The organism is Enterobacter sp. UPMP2052, assembly GCF_053709675.1.
Genome location: NZ_JBSKJR010000003.1, coordinates 61634 through 79607 on the forward strand (window position 1 = coordinate 61634; position 17974 = coordinate 79607).

At 55.6% G+C, this 17974-nt stretch carries 16 protein-coding genes; 14 read left to right on the forward strand and 2 right to left on the reverse strand.

The genetic code is table 11. The annotated features are described in order from the left end of the window. Window positions 1-257: 257 nt before the first annotated feature. Both mrcB and hrpB read right to left on the reverse strand, forming a co-directional pair. Window positions 258-2780 (reverse strand): bifunctional glycosyl transferase/transpeptidase, encoded by a 2523-nt coding sequence (gene mrcB / locus ACWKX3_RS12290; protein ID WP_042319225.1) that lies wholly within the window; start codon window positions 2778-2780, stop codon window positions 258-260. A 145-nt stretch (window positions 2781-2925) separates the two neighbouring features. Next, window positions 2926-5355: an ATP-dependent helicase HrpB gene (gene hrpB / locus ACWKX3_RS12295; RefSeq protein WP_454541877.1), complete on the reverse strand. Its 2430-nt coding sequence runs from the start codon at window positions 5353-5355 to the stop codon at window positions 2926-2928. A 73-nt stretch (window positions 5356-5428) separates the two neighbouring features. Here hrpB and thpR point away from each other — a divergent pair, with 73 nt between their 5' ends. The 14 genes from thpR (at window position 5429) to ACWKX3_RS12365 (ending at window position 17965) form a co-directional block, all read left to right on the forward strand. Further along, window positions 5429-5983: an RNA 2',3'-cyclic phosphodiesterase gene (thpR, locus tag ACWKX3_RS12300; protein WP_058609704.1), complete on the forward strand. Its 555-nt coding sequence runs from the start codon at window positions 5429-5431 to the stop codon at window positions 5981-5983. Beyond that, window positions 5973-6677: a DNA/RNA nuclease SfsA gene (sfsA, locus tag ACWKX3_RS12305; protein ID WP_202561688.1), complete on the forward strand. Its 705-nt coding sequence runs from the start codon at window positions 5973-5975 to the stop codon at window positions 6675-6677. The genes thpR and sfsA overlap by 11 nt, the downstream gene beginning before the upstream one ends. A 176-nt stretch (window positions 6678-6853) precedes the next feature. Beyond that, window positions 6854-7309 (forward strand): RNA polymerase-binding protein DksA, encoded by a 456-nt coding sequence (gene dksA / locus ACWKX3_RS12310; RefSeq protein ID WP_001155232.1) that lies wholly within the window; start codon window positions 6854-6856, stop codon window positions 7307-7309. Window positions 7310-7364: 55 nt separating this feature from the next. Beyond that, window positions 7365-8255, forward strand: a complete 891-nt coding sequence (gluQRS, locus tag ACWKX3_RS12315; RefSeq protein WP_454541878.1) for a tRNA glutamyl-Q(34) synthetase GluQRS — start codon at window positions 7365-7367, stop codon at window positions 8253-8255. 42 nt (window positions 8256-8297) lie between these two features. Beyond that, window positions 8298-9695, forward strand: coding sequence for a polynucleotide adenylyltransferase PcnB (gene pcnB, locus ACWKX3_RS12320; protein WP_454541949.1), 1398 nt, complete (start codon window positions 8298-8300; stop codon window positions 9693-9695). Beyond that, entirely contained in the window at window positions 9692-10171 is a 480-nt protein-coding gene (folK, locus tag ACWKX3_RS12325) for a 2-amino-4-hydroxy-6-hydroxymethyldihydropteridine diphosphokinase (RefSeq protein ID WP_006173746.1), read from the forward strand. Before pcnB ends, folK begins: the two co-directional genes overlap by 4 nt. A 122-nt stretch (window positions 10172-10293) precedes the next feature. Continuing rightward, window positions 10294-11085 (forward strand): 3-methyl-2-oxobutanoate hydroxymethyltransferase, encoded by a 792-nt coding sequence (panB, locus tag ACWKX3_RS12330; protein WP_088208892.1) that lies wholly within the window; start codon window positions 10294-10296, stop codon window positions 11083-11085. Window positions 11086-11096: 11 nt separating this feature from the next. Next, the gene (gene panC, locus ACWKX3_RS12335; RefSeq protein ID WP_102891411.1) at window positions 11097-11948 is read left to right on the forward strand and encodes a pantoate--beta-alanine ligase; all 852 of its coding nucleotides are present in this window, start codon (window positions 11097-11099) and stop codon (window positions 11946-11948) included. 33 nt (window positions 11949-11981) lie between these two features. Further along, window positions 11982-12362 (forward strand): aspartate 1-decarboxylase, encoded by a 381-nt coding sequence (gene panD, locus ACWKX3_RS12340; protein WP_006173750.1) that lies wholly within the window; start codon window positions 11982-11984, stop codon window positions 12360-12362. A 292-nt stretch (window positions 12363-12654) separates the two neighbouring features. Next, window positions 12655-13263 carry a fimbrial protein gene (locus ACWKX3_RS12345; RefSeq protein ID WP_454541879.1) on the forward strand — a complete coding sequence of 203 codons (609 nt, stop codon included), beginning with the start codon at window positions 12655-12657 and terminating at the stop codon, window positions 13261-13263. An 83-nt stretch (window positions 13264-13346) separates the two neighbouring features. Continuing rightward, on the forward strand, window positions 13347-14090 hold the full coding sequence (locus ACWKX3_RS12350) for a fimbrial chaperone (RefSeq protein WP_400445435.1): 744 nt from the start codon (window positions 13347-13349) through the stop codon (window positions 14088-14090). Window positions 14091-14171: 81 nt separating this feature from the next. Next, window positions 14172-16769, forward strand: a complete 2598-nt coding sequence (locus ACWKX3_RS12355; protein WP_454541880.1) for an outer membrane usher protein — start codon at window positions 14172-14174, stop codon at window positions 16767-16769. Window positions 16770-16793: 24 nt separating this feature from the next. Further along, a complete protein-coding gene (locus ACWKX3_RS12360) occupies window positions 16794-17372 on the forward strand; it encodes a fimbrial protein (protein WP_220711084.1) in 579 nt (192 codons plus the stop codon). A gap of 26 nt (window positions 17373-17398) precedes the next feature. After that, a complete protein-coding gene (locus ACWKX3_RS12365) occupies window positions 17399-17965 on the forward strand; it encodes a fimbrial protein (protein WP_058609698.1) in 567 nt (188 codons plus the stop codon). Window positions 17966-17974: the final 9 nt, after the last annotated feature.

Sequence of the window (17974 nt, forward strand, 5' to 3'; positions counted from 1 at the left end):
CCCACTCAATGAATAACATTTCAAACTGAACAAGATTAAATCAGAATCGCCTCAAGTGCGTCTACCGGGTAAAACCGTCTCCCTCACCCTATTCTTATTAACTCACTGATTTGTCTGAAAGAAAGCAATCGTTATTATTTCTAAAAGAAATATTCATTATTTTTAAATGAAGTGAGATCTCATCGAATAAAGTAAGCGGCTCTGTTACCAAAAAAAAAGCCGCTTCGTCAGGAAGCGGCTTTTTATCATGGCGAAAATCAGTTTCCGCCAAACATGTCCTTGATCCAGCCTGCGACGCCGTCGCTGTCTTTCTTCTCATTCTGCTGCTGCGGCTGTTGCTGCGGCTGTTGAGGTTGAGAAGACTGATCGAACGGGTTGCCCGTCGGCTGTTCCGGCTGGCTCTGCTGGCACAGGGAATCCGGGTTCGTCGTCCAGACCGGCAGCATGCGCACGCCGCCGCCACAGATGAAGTTACCCGCGTCATCCACGCCCATATCGACGATATCTTCCGGTGCCACCAGGTTCAGCGGGACCGGGGACTGATTGGCAAGATAACGCTGGTAAATCGACATCGCGCCGCTCGCACCATACAGTTTGGTCGGCTGGTTGTTATCGCGGCCTACCCAGGTGATCACAACTTCACGGCCATCAATACCGGCGAACCAGGTATCAACGTTGTTGTTGGTGGTCCCGGTTTTACCCGCCAGATGCAGGCCTGGATACTTCGCCCCCAGCTGACGCCCGGTGCCACGCTGTACAACCTGCTGCATGGTCCACAGGGTCATATAGGCCGCCTGGGCCGGAACCGCGCGTTCTGCCTGCGGGAAGCTCTGATACAGCACTGAACCGTCTTCGGCAATGACCGAACGCAGGGCTGACAATGGCGCACGGTTACCGCCGCTGGCGATCGTCTGGAACGCCTGCGCGACTTCAATTGGCGTCAGGTTCAGCGCCCCGAGGATCATCGCCGGTACCGGATGCAGCTGATCTTTCGGCACGCCCAGCTTCTGCCAGGTATCGGTGATCGCCGGCAGACCCAGTGCCATACCGAGGTTAACCGTTGGCACGTTCATGGAGCGCGTCAGCGCATCCACCAGCATAACCTGGCCGCTGAACTGTCTGTCATCGTTCTGCGGGGACCATACCTGGCCGTTAGGCTGGCGCAGGGAAATTGGCGCATCGGCAATCCAGGTGTTCAGGCGGTACTGGTTCGGCTGGCTCAGCGCGGTGAGATAGGTCGCCGGTTTTGCCAGAGAACCAATCGAACGACGCGCCTGCATTGCACGGTTGTAACCCGCGAACTGCGGCTCAGCACCGCCCACCATGGCGCGCACTTCACCGGTGTTACGGTCAACCACCACCATCGCCGTTTCAAGATCGCTCAGCTTGCGCTGTTTCTTCAGCACCGGAATGCCTTCAACGGCCGCCTTTTCTGCCGCATCCTGCGCGACGGAATCGAAGGTGGTGAAGATTTTCACACCGGAGAGATCTTTCACCTTGTCACCGAGCTTGCTCTGAAGCTCCTGACGCACCATCTGCATAAACGCAGGCTGCGGAGAGATCACCCCACCACGCGGCTGCACGCCCAGCGGACGCGCGCTCAGCATGTCGTAAAGCTCCTGGTCAATGACCTGCTGCTGTTGCAGCAGACGCAGCACCAGGTTACGACGCTCCAGCGCCAGTTTCGGGTTGCGCCACGGGTTATAGATGGACGCCCCTTTCACCATGCCCACCAGCAGCGCCTGCTGGTCAAGGCTCAGCTCTTCCACCGGGCGGCCAAAGTAGTACAGGCTCGCCAGCGGGAAGCCGCGAATTTCGTTATCGCCGCTCTGGCCGAGATAGACCTCGTTCATATACAGCTCAAGGATGCGATCCTTGCTGTAGCGCGCGTCCATCAGCACTGCCATGTACGCTTCGTTGGCCTTACGCCAGTAGGAGCGTTCGCTGGAGAGGAACAGGTTCTTCACCAGCTGCTGGGTCAGGGTACTCGCCCCCTGCACCGTGCGCCCTGCCGTCAGGTTCGCCAGCACCGCACGACCGATGGAGTAAAGGCTGATACCGTCGTGCTCGTAGAAGTGACGGTCCTCGGTTGCCAGCAGGGTATCCACCAGCAGATCCGGGAAGCCGTTACGCGCTACGAACAGGCGCTGCTCGCCGTTCGCCGACGACAGCATGGTGATCAAACGCGGATCGAGACGGAAGAAACCGAACTGACGGTTGTTATCCATGTTCTCGATGGTTTCAAGACGATCGCCGTCAAAGGTCAGACGCGCGCGCACCTGCCCCTCTTTGCTGTCCGGGAAGTCGAACGGACGGCGGATCATCTCAATGCTTTTCGCCTGTACAGTAAACTCGCCAGGGCGCGTCATCTTCGTCACCTGACGATACTGCGTCGCCTGCAGCAGCTTGACCATCTCGTTCTTGCTGATGGACATATCCGGCTCAAGGTTGACCATACGGCCATACACCGCCGCGGGCAGCTGCCAGACTTTGCCATCGATTCGGCTGCGGATCTTCTGATCCAGATACACGCCGTAAATCGCAATCAGCACGACAAAAACAATGAACAGCTTCAGCAGCAGCCAGAACCAGCCGCGCTTACCACGAGGCCTGCGTCCTTTGCCCTTTCCTTTGCGTGGCATGGATCCTTTATCCTCATAATCGTCTTCATAGTCATCGTCATACTCCTCATCTCTGAGTCGACGACGGCTCACTTTTTCTTTCGCCGGACGCGTGGGTTTTCCCTTACGTCCTATTGGCTCGCGGTCATTCCCCGCCATGCTTTTTCTCCGCAACATTCAGGCGCAAAGGCCAGATTCTCTTGTCTTCCACATCAGCGTGATAGAAGAAATCTCTCAAATTTATGTCTTTTCTCCCTCTTCCCGTGGGAGAGGGCCGGGGTGAGGGCATCAGCCCGCACTTACCCTACGAATACTTCTTCGTCCGCCGCGTCGGTGCGGTGTTCGCCGGATCGTCCGGCCAGACGTGTTTCGGGTAGCGCCCCTTCATCTCTTTCTGCACGTCACGGTAGCTCCCCGCCCAAAACGCGCCCAGATCACGGGTGATCTGCAGCGGACGATGCGCGGGTGAGAGCAGCTCCAGCACCAGCGGCACACGCCCTTCGGCAATGGACGGCGTGCTCGCCTCACCGAACATTTCCTGCATACGCACCGCCAGCGCAGGCGGATTATCGTCATGATAACGAATGGCAATCCGGCTCCCGGTCGGCACAGTGTAATGCCCAGGCAGTTCACTATCCAGACGTTGACGTAATGACCAGTCCAGTAAATTCTGTAACGCGGCCTTAACATCGAGCGCTTTCAGCGCCCGCAGCGAGTGTACGCCCGCCATTTGCGGCAAGAGCCACCCTTCCAGCGACGCCAGCAGCGTGTCGTCATCTACCGCAGGCCAGTTGTATTCCGGCAACCAGCGCGCGGCACACAGCAGACGAAGACGATACTGCTCGGCCTCCGGCGTCCAGTTCAGGACGCCCAGCCCCTTCTCACGGATGCCGTTCAGCATCGCCTGATGCAGCTCCTCTTCCGAGGGCTTCGCCAGCGGTTTCGTCCCCAGCGTCAGCCTGCCAATCTGGCTGCGGCGAAACGCCTTCAGCGTGCCCTGGGCTTCATCCCATTCCACACTGTCAGACTGCTGAAGCAGCTGCGGGCAGGCGCGGGTGAGCGCGTCGATATCAACGGCAATCGCCTGCAGAATGCGCGCATCCGGCGAGTGACTGCCCTGCAACAGCAGCGGCGCAATCAGCCATTCATGCCGCGTCAGGGCGTCGTCGACGTCGAGCATGGCCCCCATGCCGTTCGCCAGCTGGTAGCGTCCGTCAAGGCCGCGACGACGTGCGATCCGGTCCGGAAAAGCCCGCGCCAGCAGGGGAACGATACGGTCACCGTCGGGCGCGCCACCGTGGCTGTTGAGCCGTCGGCACAGCTGCTGCGCGCGCTGCTGCCAGTGCCCCTGACGACGGGAAAAGGCCTGCGCCAGATCGCTGCTGCCACCTCGCGGCGGCTCCTCAAGGATAGCCGCCAGTTTCGCGGCCGTGGCAATTTCGTCATCTCCCTCTGCCGCCACCAGCATGGCCGCCAGACGCGGATCGTTGCCGATGGCCGCCATTTTCTGGCCGCGCGACGACAGCCGTTCGCCGTCCAGCGCACCGAGCTGGGCCAGCAGTGTACGGGCAGCGGCAAGATTGACCACCGGCGGCGGGTTGAGCCAGACCAGTTGCTCCGGATCCGGACAACCCCACTGAAGCAGATCCATCGTCAGCCCCGAAAGGTCGCTTTGCAGAATTTCCGGCGTACCGTGCAGCGCCGCCCGTTCGGCCTGCTCGGCGCCGATCAGGTGTAAACAGATCCCCGGCTCAAGACGCCCCGCACGCCCTGCGCGCTGCACCATCGACGCCTGGCTGATGCGTTGCGTAATCAGTCGGGTAAGCCCGGTCCGCGGATCAAAGCTCGCCACCCTCTCCTGCGCGCAATCGACCACCAGGCGAATGCCTTCGATGGTTAAGCTGGTTTCGGCAATATTGGTTGCCAGCACCACCTTACGCTGACCGGCAGGCGCAGGCAGAATCGCTTTGCGCTGCTCACTGAGCGGCAGCGCGCCGTAGAGCGGGCAAAGCACGACATCACCGCCCACACGGGTGGCGAGCTGCTCCTGTACGCGCTGGATTTCCCCCACGCCGGGTAAAAACAGCAGCAGCGAACCGGGTTCCTGACGCAGAAGCTCTGCCGTTGCTATCGCCACGGCGTCGTCAAAACGCTGATGCGCAGGCAGCGATTGGTATCGGCGCTCAACCGGGAACGCGCGGCCTTCGGATGAGATCACCGGTGCGTCGGGCAGCGCCTGGCGCAGCAGAGCATTGTCCAGCGTCGCCGACATGATCAGCAGCCGGAGATCGTCGCGCAGCCCCTGCTGCACGTCCAGCAGCAGCGCCAGCGCCAGATCCGCCTGCAGGCTACGCTCGTGGAATTCATCCAGAATCACCAGCCCGACGCCGTTAAGCTCAGGATCGTTTTGCAGCATGCGGGTGAGGATACCCTCGGTCACCACCTCCAGGCGCGTCGTTGGCCCCACGCAGGTGTCAGCCCGCATCCGGTAGCCTACCGTTTCACCCGGTTTCTCGTTCAGCAGCTCCGCCAGACGCTGCGCCACATTGCGCGCGGCCAGCCTGCGCGGCTCCAGCAGGATAATTTTCCCGGAGATAACGCCCGATGTCAGGATCTGCAGCGGCAGCCAGGTGGACTTCCCCGCGCCCGTGGGGGCATTGAGCAAGACCTGAGGGGCATATTTTAAGGCAGTGAGAAGCTCAGGAAGGACGACGGCGACCGGCAAAGAGGACACGAACAGCTCCAGAGGGTTAACTTTAGTCGGCGTACATTGTAGCATCGGCGCATATCATTACCGAGTCCCCTGTATGTCTGAGTCGAAACGACTGTTTTTCGCCCTGGAGTTGCCCGCCAACGTGCAGCGGCAAATTGTGCGCTGGCGCGCCAGCCACTTTCCGCCGGAAGCGGGCCGTCCGATTGCGGCGGCAAACCTGCACCTGACGCTGGCATTTCTGGGCGACGTGAGTGCCGAAAAGCAGCGTGCGCTGGCGGCCATGGCCGGGCGAATTTCCCAGCCGGGGTTTACGCTACACCTTGACGATGCCGGGCAGTGGTTGCGCTCCCGCGTCGTCTGGCTGGGTACGCGTCAGCCGCCGCGCGGGCTGTTACAGCTTGCCAGTATGCTGCGCGCACAGGCGGCACGCAGCGGGTGCTACCAAAGCCCGCAGCCGTTTCATCCGCATATCACGCTGCTGCGCGATGCGGGACACGCCGTCGCCATCCCGCCGCCGGGTTTTCACTGGTCTTTTCCGGTGAACGGCTTCGCGCTGTACGAATCGGTTTTTGCACGAGGACGCACCCGCTATACCCCGCTCCAGCGCTGGACGCTGGGCGACACGATAAGGAATTCTGATGAAGTTTAGTCCGGCCCTGCAGCACGCCACGCTTATCCAGCGCTACAAACGCTTTCTTGCTGACGTGGTGACTCCCGAGGGGGAACACTTTACCCTGCACTGCCCCAATACCGGGGCCATGACGGGCTGTGCCACGCCGGGGGACACCGTCTGGTATTCCACTTCAGAAAATACTAAACGCAAATACCCGCATACCTGGGAAATGACGCAGACGCAAAATGGCGCATTTATTTGCGTCAACACCCTGCGGGCAAACCAATTAGTGAAGGAAGCGCTAACAAATGATTTGCTCCCGGAACTTACGGGTTACAGTATGCTGAAAGGCGAAGTGAAATATGGCGATGAGGGCAGCAGAATTGACTTCATGTTACAGGCGGAAGATCGTCCTGAGTGCTATATTGAAGTCAAATCAGTGACGTTAGCAGAGCAGGAAAATGGCTACTTTCCGGATGCGGTAACGCTACGTGGCCAGAAGCATCTGCGAGAGCTAATGAGTGTTGCGGCGGCGGGCAAGCGCGCCGTATTGCTGTTTGCCGTTTTGCACTCAGCCATCGAACGCTTCTCTCCCGCCCGCCATATTGATCTTAAATACGCGCAATTGTTGCATGAGGCACAAAAGCAGGGGGTAGAGATTTTCGCTTATAAAGCGGAACTTTCGGCCAAAAATATGACTCTGAGATCCTCTCTTCCCATTGTCTTATAAGGGATTAGACGATTGGTTATTATGTGTTCTGGCCGCGTGCGCAAATACGCTTTTCCTCACAGGCTTGTCAAGTGTTACGTTTAGATAATTGCCTTACGGAAAAGCATCTGCTATTTATAGCGACCTGATTTTTCCCCCGACACGGGGATCGATAGTGCGTGTTAAGGAGAAGCAACATGCAAGAAGGGCAAAACCGTAAAACATCGTCCCTGAGTATTCTCGCCATCGCTGGGGTGGAGCCATACCAGGAGAAGCCGGGCGAAGAGTATATGAACGAAGCCCAGCTGTCGCACTTCAAGCGTATTCTTGAAGCATGGCGTAATCAACTCAGGGATGAAGTCGATCGCACCGTTACTCATATGCAGGATGAAGCTGCTAACTTCCCGGATCCGGTAGACCGTGCCGCTCAGGAAGAAGAGTTCAGCCTCGAACTGCGTAACCGTGACCGCGAACGCAAACTGATCAAAAAGATCGAAAAAACGCTGAAAAAGGTTGAGGACGAAGATTTTGGCTACTGCGAATCCTGCGGTGTTGAAATCGGAATTCGCCGCCTCGAAGCGCGTCCAACCGCCGATCTGTGTATCGACTGTAAAACGCTGGCAGAAATTCGCGAAAAACAGATGGCCGGTTAATCCGCCCTCTAAACACACCGTAAAGGCGGGAGTCTCTCCCGCCTTATTAGTTGATATGTCTGAATCACATTATATTGGGCGCTTCGCGCCATCCCCTTCCGGTGAATTACATTTCGGCTCCTTGATAGCCGCCCTTGGCAGCTACCTGCAGGCTCGCGCCCATCAGGGTACCTGGCTCGTTCGTATTGAAGATATCGATCCTCCGCGTGAAGTTCCCGGTGCGGCAGACACCATTCTGCATCAGCTGGAACATTACGGTCTTCACTGGGACGGCGACGTTCTCTGGCAATCAACACGCCACGAGGCCTATCGTGAACGGCTGGCCTGGCTTCACGAACAAGGGCTTTCCTACAACTGTACCTGCACCCGCGCCCGCATCCAGAGCGTAGGGGGCGTCTATGACGGCCATTGCCGCACGCTCAACAACGGCCCGGAAAACGCGGCTGTTCGTCTGCGTCAGCGCGACCCCGTGACCCGTTTTAACGATCTGCTATCCGGTGAGATACAGGCGGATGCGCGTCTGGCGCAGGAGGATTTCATCATCCACCGCCGCGATGGCCTGTTCGCCTACAACCTGGCGGTGGTCGTGGATGACCATTTCCAGGGCGTCACGGAAATTGTGCGCGGCGCCGATCTGGTGGAACCCACCGTGCGCCATATTTCGCTGTATCGTCAGTTTGGCTGGGCAGCTCCGGATTACATTCATCTCCCGCTGGCGGTCACCGCGTCGGGCCTGAAGTTGTCCAAGCAAAACCATGCACCAGCCCTGCCGGGCGGCGATCCGCGCCCGGTTTTAATCGACGCGCTGCGGTTTCTCAACCAGACTGTCATCGACGGCTGGCAGGATCTTCACACTGAAGAACTGCTGAAAATGGCGATTGCCAACTGGTCACTTGAGGCCGTGCCTAAAATCCAGCATTCTCAAATGCGCTGCGCTGAGCTATGATTAGCCGCTTTTTTCATAACAAAACACACTACGAGGTGTACCATTTTTACCCGAGTCGCTAATTTTTGCCGTAAAGTGCTGAGCCGCGAAGAGAGCATGGCGAATGATGCTATTGCACAAAACCGCATGTCGGTTGTTCCCCGTGAGCAGCACAATATTTCCCGCAAAGATATCAGTGAAAATGCCCTCAAGGTGCTCTATCGTCTGAACAAAGCGGGCTACGAGGCCTATCTCGTTGGCGGTGGAGTGCGTGATTTACTGCTGGGCAAAAAGCCAAAAGATTTCGATGTGACCACCAGCGCCACACCTGAGCAGGTGCGTAAATTATTCCGCAACTGCCGCCTGGTTGGCCGCCGCTTCCGTCTTGCCCACGTTATGTTTGGCCCGGAAATTATCGAGGTGGCCACCTTCCGCGGTCATCACGAAGCGAGCGCAGCCGATCGTACCACCTCCCAGCGCGGCCAGAACGGCATGCTGCTGCGAGACAACATCTTTGGCTCTATCGAAGAAGACGCCCAGCGTCGCGATTTCACGATTAACAGCCTTTACTACAGCGTGGCCGATTTCACCGTGCGTGATTATGTCGGCGGCATGCAGGACCTGAAAGACGGCCTGATTCGCCTGATCGGCATGCCAGAGACGCGCTATCGCGAAGACCCGGTGCGCATGCTGCGTGCCGTGCGCTTTGCCGCCAAGCTCAATATGCGCATCAGCCCGGAGACGGCGGAGCCTATCCCCCGTCTGGCCACGCTCATTAACGACGTGCCGCCAGCCCGTCTGTTCGAAGAAGCGCTGAAACTGCTACAGGCCGGTTACGGGTTCGAAACCTACAACCTGCTACGTGAATACAGCCTGTTCCAGCCGCTGTTCCCGACCATTACGCGCTACTTCACCGAAAACGGCGACAGCCCGATGGAGCGCATGATTGCGCAGGTGCTGAAGAACACCGATACCCGCATCCACAACGATATGCGCGTGAACCCGGCGTTCCTGTTCTCGGCGATGTTCTGGTATCCCTTGCTGGAAACGGCTCAGCGGATCACTCAGGAAAGCGGTCTGGCCTATTACGACGCCTTTGCCCTGGCGGCTAACGACGTGCTTGATGAAGCCTGCCGGACGCTGGCCATTCCAAAACGCATTACCACGCTGGTGCGCGATATCTGGCAGCTTCAGCTGCGCATGTCCCGTCGTCAGGGTAAACGCGCCTGGAAGCTGATGGAGCATCCAAAATTCCGCGCCGCGTTCGACCTGCTCTCTCTGCGGGCCGAAATCGAGAAGAACCAGGAGCTGCAGCGTCTGGCGCAGTGGTGGGGAGAATTCCAGGTTTCCGCTCCGCCGGAGCAGAAAGATATGCTGACCGATCTCGATGATGATCCGGCCCCGCGTCGTCGTCACCGCCGCCCGCGCAAACGCGCGCCGCGTCGTGAAGGATCAGCGTGACCCTCGCGTACATCGCCCTTGGCAGCAATCTGGCCTCTCCGCTGGAGCAGGTCAATGCTGCCGTACGGGCGCTGGGGGAGATCCCGCACAGCCACATTGTTGCGGTCTCCTCTTTCTACCGCACACCGCCGCTGGGTCCACAGGATCAGCCTGATTACCTGAATGCCGCCGTGGTGCTGGACACCGCGCTTGATGCCGACACGCTGCTCGATAACACCCAGCGCATCGAATTACAGCAGGGGCGCGTGCGTAAAGCCGAACGCTGGGGGCCGCGCACGCTGGACCTCGATATCATGCTGTTTGGCGACAGCGTTATCCATACCGAGCGCCTTACCGTGCCGCATTACGACATGAAAAACCGCGGCTTTATGCTCTGGCCGCTGTTTGAAGTCGCCCCCGATTTGACCTTCCCTGACGGTACCTCGCTGAAGTCCGTGCTTGACGTTCTCAACGCGGAAAAACCGGCCCGCTGGTAATACGCTTTTTTATCGGTTAACCATTAAATATTTGTGGTTAATCGATTGCCTAAAATCATTGTTCCCTTAAATGTTACTGTTAGAATGCGCAAAGATTCGTTTTTGGGTTATCAGGAAACAGTATGAAACCAACCACCATCTCCTTACTGCAGAAATGCAAACAGGAAAAAAAACGCTTCGCCACCATCACCGCGTATGACTACAGCTTCGCCAAATTGTTTGCCGAAGAAGGGATCAACGTGATGCTGGTGGGGGATTCGTTAGGGATGACGGTACAAGGACATGATTCCACTCTGCCAGTGACGGTTGAGGATATTGCTTACCATACGCGCGCCGTGCGGCGTGGTGCACCAGCCTGCCTGCTTCTTTCCGATCTGCCGTTTATGGCATATGCCACCCCCGAACAGGCGTTCGACAATGCGGCTGCGGTTATGCGCGCCGGGGCAAACATGGTCAAAATCGAAGGCGGCGCCTGGCTTGTCGACACCGTGAAAATGCTCACCGAGCGCGCAGTGCCGGTATGCGGACACCTGGGGCTTACGCCGCAGTCCGTAAACATCTTTGGCGGCTATAAGGTGCAGGGCCGTGGTGATGCCGGGCAGACGCTGCTTGATGACGCCCTCGCCCTGGAAGCGGCAGGCGCACAGCTGCTGGTGCTGGAGTGTGTGCCGGTCGAACTGGCAAAACGGGTGACCGACGCGCTTTCCATTCCGGTGATCGGCATCGGAGCGGGTAACGTCACCGACGGTCAGATACTGGTGATGCACGACGCCTTCGGCATAACCGGCGGGCACATTCCAAAATTTGCTAAAAATTTCCTGACCGGGGCGGGCGACTTGCGCGCCGCGGTACGGCAGTATATCGCTGAGGTAGAGTCCGGCGTTTATCCGGGCGAAGAACACAGTTTCCATTAAGGAGTTAAGGTGTGCTAATCATTGAAACCCTGCCACTGCTGCGCCAGCACATCCGCCGGGCGCGTCAGGAAGGTCAACGTATCGCCCTGGTGCCGACCATGGGCAACCTGCACGACGGCCATATGAAGCTGGTCGACGAAGCGAGAGCGCGTGCCGATATTGTGGTGGTCAGTATCTTCGTTAACCCAATGCAGTTTGACCGTGCCGACGATCTCGCCCGCTATCCGCGCACGCTGCAGGAAGATTGCGAGAAGCTGAAAAAACGCCATGTGGATATCGTCTTCTCCCCTGCGCCAGCGGATATCTATCCTCAGGGTACCGACGAAGCGACCTTCGTGGACGTACCGGGCATATCCACCATGCTGGAAGGGGCCAGCCGACCGGGCCATTTCCGCGGCGTCTCCACCATCGTCAGCAAGCTGTTTAACCTGGTTCAGCCGGACATTGCCTGCTTCGGCGAGAAGGACTTCCAGCAGCTGGCATTGATCCGCAAAATGGTTGCCGACATGGGGTACGATATCGAGATTGTGGGCGTGCCGATTGTGCGTGCCAAAGACGGCCTGGCGCTCAGCTCCCGCAACGGCTATCTGACCGCCGATCAGCGTAAAATTGCGCCGGGATTAAGCAAAGTCATGAATACCATGGCAGAGCAACTGCTGGCGAAAGAGTTAACCGCAGAAGAGATCGTTGCGCTGGCTGAACAGGCGCTGAACGACAAAGGTCTTCGTGCTGACGACGTTCAAATTCGGGATGCCGATACGCTTCTGGCGCTTTCTGAGACCAGTAAACGTGCGGTTATTCTGGTGGCGGCGTGGCTCGGTCAGGCGCGCCTTATCGATAACAAAGTGGTTGAGCTGGCGTAGTTTTTTCTACCAGGAATATGAAAGGTAAACGTAATGATTCGCAAAATGCTGCAAGGTAAGCTTCACCGTGTCAAAGTCACCCAGGCCGACCTGCACTATGAAGGTTCCTGCGCCATCGACCAGGATTTTCTCGACGCGGCGGGTATCCTCGAAAACGAAGCGATTGATATCTGGAACGTAAATAACGGCAAACGCTTCTCGACGTACGCAATCGCCGCCGAGCGCGGCTCTAAAATCATCTCCGTTAACGGCGCGGCTGCGCACTGCGCGGACGTGGGCGATATCGTGATTATCGCCAGCTTCGTGATGATGTCTGATGAAGAAGCCCGTCGCTGGCAGCCTAAAGTAGCTTATTTTGAAGGCGAAAATGAGATGAAACGTACCGCGAAGGCCATTCCGGTACAGGTTGCCTGATCATTTTTATGGACTTGTTCGCTGATAATATAATTATCACGAATAAGTCCACCTCATCATCCGCTTATTTATTGAGATTAGTAATATATAACGACGACAAATTATACACTTCATATATTCTTGGTAATTACGTTAGCATAACTTAATCCTGACTACAGTATTTATAAGATCTCCTTATCTATCCGCCCCCATAAAAAGAGAATAAAATTCGCCGCGAAATAACCTTTCAAGAAGCAAATTAACGCTTCAGTTATTTGCTGTTCTCCTTTTATAAAAAGATAGGGATATTAAAATGTCTTTAAAAAATGTTGGCATGGGCGTAGCAGTTGCACTGGTACTGAGCGCAGGTTCTGCAGTTGCGGCAGATTCAACTGCAGATACCGGCACTATCACCTTCCACGGTATGGTTTCTACCAACACCTGTAAGGTTTCCCTGGATCAGAAAATTGACCAGAATGGTAACGATTTCGACGTTACTCTGGATACCGTTTTCGTTAAAGATTTCGCTAACGCACTGGGCGCAACCAGCACCCTGGGCCAGAAAAAATTCAGCCTGTCTATGACTGGTTGTGATGCTGCTACCGTTGCAAAAGCGTCTGCGCAGTTTGACTCCTGGGCGGGTACCACCTCTAATGAAGGCGGCATGCTGGTTCCAGCAAGCAACGCACAGGGCGCTGCGAAAAACGTAAACCTGGTTCTGTCGAACGATGGCAACTCTGCTACCGATCAGATCAAAGTTGACCAGACCAACAACACTCAGAAAGCGACTATCACAGACGGCGTTGGCAATCTGTTCTATAAAGTTGCTTACACTCAGGGCCAGGGCTGGGATTCCACCTCTAACCCTGTAACTGCTGGTACCGTGCAGGCGCAGGTTGCCTTCACCATGATCTACGAATAATAAATTCGTTAAGTATTAATGTGTAACCAATCCCCCGCTTCGTCGGGGGATTATTTGTATCATTCCAAAAGGAAGTGGAAATAATGTTTACTATGTCCGGATTTAAAGGAATTAAAACCGCCCTGGCCGCTGCTGCGCTGTTAACGACGTTTAACGCCTGTGCAGATATTGTTATTTCAGGCACGCGTATTATTTATCCGCAATCGTCGAAAGACGTGGTGGTCAATCTTGAAAACCGTGGCAACAAACCGCTGCTGGTGCAAACCTGGCTCGACGACGGGCGCGATGATGTTAATCCGCAAGAGCTGAAATTACCTTTTGTCATCACGCCACCGGTATCCCGTATTGATCCTAAAAATGGTCAATCATTACGTATTACCTATATGGGTAAACCCCTGCCGCAGGATCGCGAATCACTGTACTGGTTTAACGTGCTGGAGATCCCACCAAAATCCAAAGCCAAAGAGGGTGAAAGCCTTAACCAGCTGCAGCTTGCGTTTCGTACGCGCATTAAATTCTTCTTCCGTCCTGATGGGCTGAAAGGCTCTCCTCTTCAGGCCGCAACTGACATGACGTGGTCAGCGAAAAAAGACGGCAATGCGGTTCAGCTCGTTGCGCATAACAACTCCCCGTACAACGTCGCCATTTCCAAAGTCACGCTGAAAGCGGGCCAGAAAAGCTATGACGTTGCTCAGCAATCTGTTCTGCCGTTTAGTGAAAAAGCCATGACGGTGAAGGGATTGTCCTCTGCCACGACGGGAAGCGTGATGTATGAAACGATCAACGATAACGGTGGCGTAGATAAGCACGAAACCAAACTGAATTAACGCCGCAGAGCCTAAAAAAATAACAATTGATAGCGTTAACACTGCGGATCGTTTTATTCGCACTGATTAAATGGATATGCCATGCTCTTTCGACGTTCTCTTTTATGCCTTGCCATAAGTGCAGCATTACCTTTACACGTTTACGCTGAAGATAGCGTAGCCAGCGAAAATACGCCTGAAAGCGAAGAAGCGGTTGAATTCAACGACCAGTTTCTGCTGACGGGCGGATCCAATATTGATGTTAGCCGTTTTGCGCACGGTAACCCGGTCGCGCCGGGGACCTACCGCACGAAAGTCAACTTAAACGGAACATTAAAATCAACGGTAGAGATAACGTTTAAAGATAACGGGACGCCGCGCGCGACCCCCTGCATTACAAAATTATTGCTGGCACAAACCGGCATTGATACCAGCAAGCTGAATGATGATATCGCCGATGACGACAATACAACGTGCATAGATATTAAAAATGCCTTTCCGGGTGCCAGCGCCAGCTATGACAGCGGAAAGCAGCAGATGGAATTTAACTTCCCGCAGCTGTATGTACTGAAACGTCCGGTAGGCTACGTCGATCCTTCGCTATGGGAGAACGGTATTCCGGCTGCGCTGGTCTCATACGATCTGAACGGCTGGCACAGTGAGAGCAATGGCACCACCGCAGAGAGCCTGTATGCAGGCTTACGCTATGGCCTGAATATGGGGCCGTGGCGTCTGCGTTCGCGTGGAAACCTCAACTGGGATAAAGAGGCTGGCAGCCATTATTCCAGCCAGGATATCTATCTTCAGCGCGATATCACCTCGGTTAACGGGCAATGGGTCATTGGTGACTCCTACACGCGCGGCGAAGCCTTTGACTCGCTGAGCCTGCGCGGTACGCGTCTCTACAGCGATGAACGCATGTTACCCATGGGGACGACAGGCTATGCGCCTGTGATCCGCGGCGTGGCGAACAGCAACGCGAAAGTTAGCGTGTCGCAAAGCGGCAGTAAAATTTATGAAACGTCCGTTCCGCCGGGCGCTTTCGAAATTAACGATCTCAGCACCACTGGCTACGGGAACGACCTGCTGGTGACGATTGAAGAGGCAGACGGGAGCAAGCGTTCCTTTACCGTGCCGTTCTCGTCCGTCACCCAGATGCTGCGTCCCGGCGCGTCGCGTTGGGATATCGGCATGGGTGAACTCAACGACGATTCCCTGCTTGAGAAACCCAAGCTCGGCTACGGTACGCTGTACTACGGTCTGAACAACACCTTTACCGGTTACGTTGGTGCGCAATACACCGACATGGATTACTACGCCGGTATTTTAGGTGTGGCGATGAACACCGAAGTGGGCGCCTTTGCTTTTGATATCACCCAATCTCACGCTGATATCGAGGGGCTGGATGTGCTCGGCGGTCAAAGCTACCGACTCACCTACAGTAAACGCGTTGAAGCGACGAACACCTCCTTCAACGTGGCGGCGTACCGTTTCTCTACCGAGGATTATCTGAGCCTCGACGATGCCGCACAGCTGCAGGACAGTATCAAACGACAGAACTACGGGCACCGCGACTACGGCTCTAACGCCGAGCTGTACGCCGATTACCAGCGTACCAAAAACCAGGTGCAGATCAGTCTGAACCAGCCGCTCAAAGTGGATACAACCGATTTAGGCTCACTGTATCTCAGCGGCACCTGGCAGGATTACTGGAACGGCCAGGGCTCTAACTCGAACTATAACGTGGGCTATAACAACAGCTTCCAGTACGGCAGCTATAGCCTGTCGCTGCAGCGTACCTACGATCAGACCGGCAAAAAAGACGACAGCGTCTATTTAAACATGAGTATTCCTTTCAGCGTGTTCTCAAACGGTGAAACGCGTCCGGGCGGGTTCTCTAACATCAACATGGGCTTACGATCCGACCTCAAAGGCGGCACCAGCTTTAATACCTCTGCCAGCGGCAGCACGCAAGACAATAAAGTGGGCTATTCCCTGAGCGCCTCCTCAAATAGCGGTAATTATGGCGACCTGAACCAGTTGAGTGGTTTTAGCTCATGGAACAGCGGATACGGTCCTTTAGGGCTGTCAGCCTCGTTTGGCGATGATAACAGCCAACAATATTCCGCATCCTATAGCGGCGGCATGGTGCTGCACAGCGGCGGTGTGGCCTTCGCGCCTGGCAGCATTGGCGATAATGACTCCATCGCCATTGTCAAAGCGAGCGGCGCGGAAGGCGCAGGCGTGGGATACGGTGCCGGCGTCATTGGCAGCTCCGGCTACGGCATACTGCCTTATATGTCAGCCTACCGCGAAAACCGCGTATCGCTGGATATCCGGACGCTCGAGAATGACGTCGAAATTAAAAGCACCAGCGCAGTGACCGTTCCTCGCAGCGGGTCCGTGGTAATGGTGAATTTTGAAACCAATGAAGGCCGCTCGTTAATCCTGGAACTTCAGCGCAGCGATAAAGGTTTTATTCCCTTGGGCGCTGACGTGATGAATGAAAAAAATGAATCTATCGGCACCGTGGGCCAGGCGGGGCAAGCCTATGTCCGCGGCGTCGAAGATAGCGGCGTTCTTCGTGTGGTATGGGGCAGCGAAAAAGACAACGCCTGTACCGTCAATTACCACCTGACATCCAATGTCGAAAAGGCCGGGATTATTACCGTTCTTAGTAATCAGACATGCCAAATGTAATTCAGGGAAATTAAGAGAGACTCTATGAAAAAAAATCTTCTCAGCCTGTCCGTCATTGCGATGACGACGCTGGCACTCACAGGGACAGCTTTAGCGGGAAGCACTGACCTTAACGTCAACTTTACCGCCAATATCCGCGAAACGACCTGTGATATGAAACTGGTCGGTGGTACGGGTACCGATACCCAGCAAACGCTGAAAATTGGTGATTCCAGTGGCCAGGTTCGTCTGGAAACGGTGAAAGCAGGCACCGCATCGGCGAATTTTAAATTAGTCATCGTTGAATGCCCGTCTTCGCTACATGCGTTGAAAACAAACATTAAAGGTACGCCAGCCAGTAACCTGGCTACGGGTTTGGCCAACCAAATCGCAAAAGCGAGCGGCGGTGCTGAGTATGTCGCCGTCGAAGTTGCCCGTGCCTCGGCACAGAATGCGCCTTTTAAAATTAACTCTACGGTAGATGCAGAGCGTCTGGTCTGGAGTCCAGATGAAATCACCAGTAAAGAAGTTCCTCTGATTGCCACCTTACGTGAAACACAGGCAGACCAGATGACGATCGGTACTTTCCAGAGCGTTGCTACTTTCGAATTTATCTACGAATAAATCGTGCAGATTTACGGAGCACTACTATGAAATTTAACTCTACTTTTATCGCACTGTCCGTCTCTGCACTTTTATTCTCAGGAATGGCCAATGCAACAATTACCGGCACGTCCAGCGCAGAAATGACCTTTATGTCAACCATCACATCAGGTACCTGTACGGCTAAAGTGACTAACGGTGCGGGTGTGGAATCAGCAGAAATTGCGTTTGGTGACGTTTATAAGTCTGATGTGGCCAATAAAACGCGCGTTGAGCCACTCAAAATTGTCTTCTCAAACTGCTCCGGGGTAACCAAAGCCACGGTAGTAGCAAGTAAAGGAACAGGAGCTTCCTGCTCTGGCAACGGTGGTACTGGCGAAGCTTATTTCAGCGGCGTTGCTGCCACCGCGTTCGAACTCTGGTCCGGAGAAGTGGACAGCGGTGTGCAGTTAAAATGTACGACTAAACCAGCACCGCAGGAAGTGGCGCTGAACAGCGGTGGCGGTGAGTTTCCAATGAAATCCCGTATCGTTCTGGCGGAAGGAAAAAATGCCAGCCAAATTGGCACCGGCGCGGCCAATACCCCCGTTGTGTTTACTGTCGCCTATCCATAAGCAGAGAAT